Origin of the sequence: Agarivorans sp., from assembly GCF_050295395.1 — a bacterium.
Taxonomy (GTDB): domain Bacteria; phylum Pseudomonadota; class Gammaproteobacteria; order Enterobacterales; family Celerinatantimonadaceae; genus Agarivorans.
The window spans coordinates 1-3,568 of the sequence record NZ_JBNKPP010000067.1 but is presented as its reverse complement, the minus strand read 5'-3'; the positions used below and the strand labels follow the sequence as shown (position 1 = coordinate 3,568).

Below are 3,568 nucleotides of genomic sequence, written 5' to 3'. Positions count from 1 at the left end.
TGGCAAACCAAAACCCAGGGCATGACACTGCGCAGCAACCAAGCGGTGAGCATCACCAGCCAGGGCGCACAGATCACCAAAGTCAGTGACGGCAGTTACCTCGTGCAAGCCCCGAACGACATCACCATCACCGGTACCGGCAAAGGGGATTTGCTGTTCAGCAACGGCACCGGCGGGTTTAAGATCGACGGCAACGGCAACATCAAACTGTTCGGCAAACAGATCACCCTGAAAGGCCAGAGCGGCGTCACGTTCGACGGCAACGTTGAATACGAACTGGGTGAAAGCAATGCGCCTGAGAGTGCCGACGCAATAGAGCCCGTTGAGATTGATGAGGTTGAAGCGTTGGAACTGGAAGGCTTTAGTGCAGAAGACAACTATTGGTTTGAAGTAGAATTGGTCGATTCCAAAGGGCAGCCAATGGTTGATGCCGACTACGAAATCACAACGTCTACCGGTGAAGTGCATGCAGGTAAAACAGATTCATATGGTGTTGCACGTGTAGAAGGATTAACCAGCATGGAGGACTGTACCGTGAAGTTTCCAAATCTAGATAGACCGGTACGCTAAAGTAAAGGAATTCGATATGACGCAATACACGGTAAAACAAGGCGACACGCTGCTTCGCATTGCGAAGCAATTCAATTTCGATTCGAGTAAAGCTCTGTATATGCATGCCGATAACGCCGCCTTTCGGAGTTTGCGGCCTAATCCGGACGTGATCTACCCTGGCGATGTACTTAACATCCCCGAAAAGCCGACCAATGTATTTTCTGCTCAAACAAATCGCCGCCATCGCTTTGTGGTGTGTCAGGAGGATGAGCCAGAGCAGGAAACGCTACAAATGACCATAAAAGACAGCTCGGGTTCCTACCTGGCCAATGCAAAAGTGGAACTTAAAATTGGCGAGCAGACATTGAAATCGGTCACCGACAAAAAAGGGAATCTCGCCATAACGCTGCCCGAAACGGAAGCGACTGAAGGTGAGCTGAGCGTTTATTCTGATGAAACGTCCGCTGAACCCTCTCACCAGCTTACCGTGCAATTCGCTCATCTTGACCCTATCGACACACTCAGTGGCATTCAAGCACGCTGTAACAACCTTGGTTATTTTTGCGGAACGGTTGATGGCGTGATGGGTAACAACACTCGCAAAGGTATTATGGCTTTTCAAGCTGCCAATGGGCTAACCAAAGATGGCGAACCCGGCCCTAAGACGCAACGCAAACTATTAAAGCAATACGGCTGTTAAAAAGGACGCAACAAATCATGACGGACGCCACAGTCACTCGGACAGTTCAGGTCGCCCTGAACCAGCCAAACACACTCATTATTGACAACGCCGTATGCCCTATTTACCCCGTGCGCTACGCCTATGCTAACTTTTTCGAAGAAAACCTCGAAGCACCAGCCCGACCGCCTGCTCTCAAAACGTTACTCAACCAAACCAATATGTCAGCCACCAAAGGCTATGTCGCCCGTTTACTGCGACCAAGCTGGGTCTACATAAAAGAAGAAGTTGGCGGAAGCAACTTGCAGATATTCCAATACAAACATCTGCAAATGCCCGACGGCAGCGTTCAAGAACAATTTCACAAATATCTGTTTAAAAACGGTATTGATGCCAAAGGGGGCTTAATACCAGAGAAGAAAGGTAGCCGATATAAAGGCTACCCCTTTGCCTTTGTGCGCAAAGAAGTCAGCGAAATTAGCATTATTCACTGTATTGAACCCCTTAATGCCCAAGTAATCGATGAGATAAATGGTAGTGCACAAAAACGCGCAGAGTTTATGCAACGGATAAACTTGCATGCTAACGATGACGCTACCGTTGAAGCAACATCGGACAACTTGCAGGCACTGGTAGAAGATTACCGAGAACAAAAAGATCGGGCACTTAAGTTTAGAACCAACCCCAATGACCCTGATATAGAAGAACTTGATAACTCAGGACTGGATGTACTCACCACTCAAACCAGCTACAAATTAGCGGCCGACACGATTGCCGTGGAACTAAGCCGAAAAACAGAATACGGCAAAGTAGCCCGCATTGTTGGCCTATATGACCCAGTAGGTATTCAGCAAGATATTGCTGAAATCATAACAAAACTAACCTTGTGGGAAACACACTACAAAGCCAGCAATCTATACCCCTATACCATAGGGACATTTGTTCAGCAGTTAAAAAATAGCGATAACGAGGACATTAAAGAACTCGTTGAAGATGCGATTAACGCTGAAGAACATGGCAAATTTTGGACGATGATGGAGGATAAACACGCCTTATTTAAAGAACGCCTCGCGCAGTTTGGAGCATTATACAAAGCGTTTATGGTTGACGACGCGCTGACGGGTAAAGTCGGCTCTCTCGATAACTATTTTAAACATGCATTTACAGAACCAACGAATAGCGACGAAGCCAACGAAGAGTTCCAAAAGCTATGTGTTCTGGCCAATTCAATATTCAGTGGTGTGTTAGGGAGCGAGTCCGGCCAGAAAATCATGGAAGACTTGGTGGCGCAATTTGAACAAAAACCAAATGCGCTAGAATACATTCTGTTAAAAATCGCTCTAACAACCACCACCACACCGCAAACAGGCATTGACTGGTCGGTCGACTCCTTAAAAGCTATGGATGCATTCTTGTTGTGGTTTGGGCCTTGGTTAGGTAAAACCTATTCTAATGCTGAATTTAAACTATTAAGTGCCGAACGATATTCCCACAAAGTGCTCGCCAATTTTGAAAAGTTTATTGTTTATAAGTTTATGCCCGGTTTGTTTGATGTCATGGGGGTAACGGTTAAGCCTGGTAATAAAGTAGTCTTAACGCACGACGAACTGGCTAGAGTGCTCGCCAAAGCATTAGACGAAAGTATCCGCCAGCCAGGTAAAGCAAAATTAACGACCCTAAGTAGGGCAGAGACCAAACTCAACTTTGGAAAGAAGCTTTTTGACTGGGGTGAGCGGCTCAAGAACGAGGCTATTCCAAAACAAATAGAATTGTCCAAAATAGAAGTCCCTGAACACCCCAATCCATCGGGCCGCTTTAAAATCAGCACCATTAAAAATGGCAGAGAAGCCATCGGTATGGTGTTCGATGGAGGCTTTGCCGGCTTATCCGCTTTTTTTAATGTGAAAGCCATTAATGACCTATCGCTTCAGAACAACCAATTTACTCATGCAAACCCCTTAAACTCTGGCTCTGTTTTACACGATACGCTCGGTTTTACCAGTGCCATCAGCGCACTCACCGTAGACATTCTGGCCATTTCAAGAGCCTCAGCGGCCTTAAGCCATGCATCGGCCGCCCACGCTATCCCTTGGGCTGCAACCCGAATATCGACTGATCTTGGAGCAAAAATCACGCCCTACCTGGCCAGAAGCATAGCCCCAAAACTGAGCCACCTAGCCAGCGACTTAGGCGTTATTCTAAGCAGTAAACTGTTCGTGGGCTTAGTTGCCGTGGCGAATTTTGCCGCCTCGATTGATTCCGTCTGGAAGGGTATAACCAGCATTCAGCAAGACAATATTGGTGAAGCCACAGGGCACTTCATGATGGGCGCAGCCT

General features: G+C 47.1%; 3 protein-coding genes. All 3 read left to right on the top strand.

Features of this window, described 5'->3' with window-relative positions:
- Positions 1–570 (top strand): hypothetical protein (locus ACQY6Q_RS03880; protein WP_427978089.1); only part of this gene is annotated, 570 nt, incomplete at its 5' end.
- 16 nt (positions 571–586) lie between these two features.
- The gene (locus ACQY6Q_RS03875) at positions 587–1,252 is read left to right on the top strand and encodes a PGRP and LysM peptidoglycan-binding domain-containing protein (RefSeq protein WP_427978087.1); all 666 of its coding nucleotides are present in this window, start codon (positions 587–589) and stop codon (positions 1,250–1,252) included.
- A gap of 17 nt (positions 1,253–1,269) precedes the next feature.
- On the top strand, positions 1,270–3,568 hold a 2,299-nt coding region (locus ACQY6Q_RS03870; RefSeq protein ID WP_427978085.1), incomplete at its 3' end, for a toxin VasX.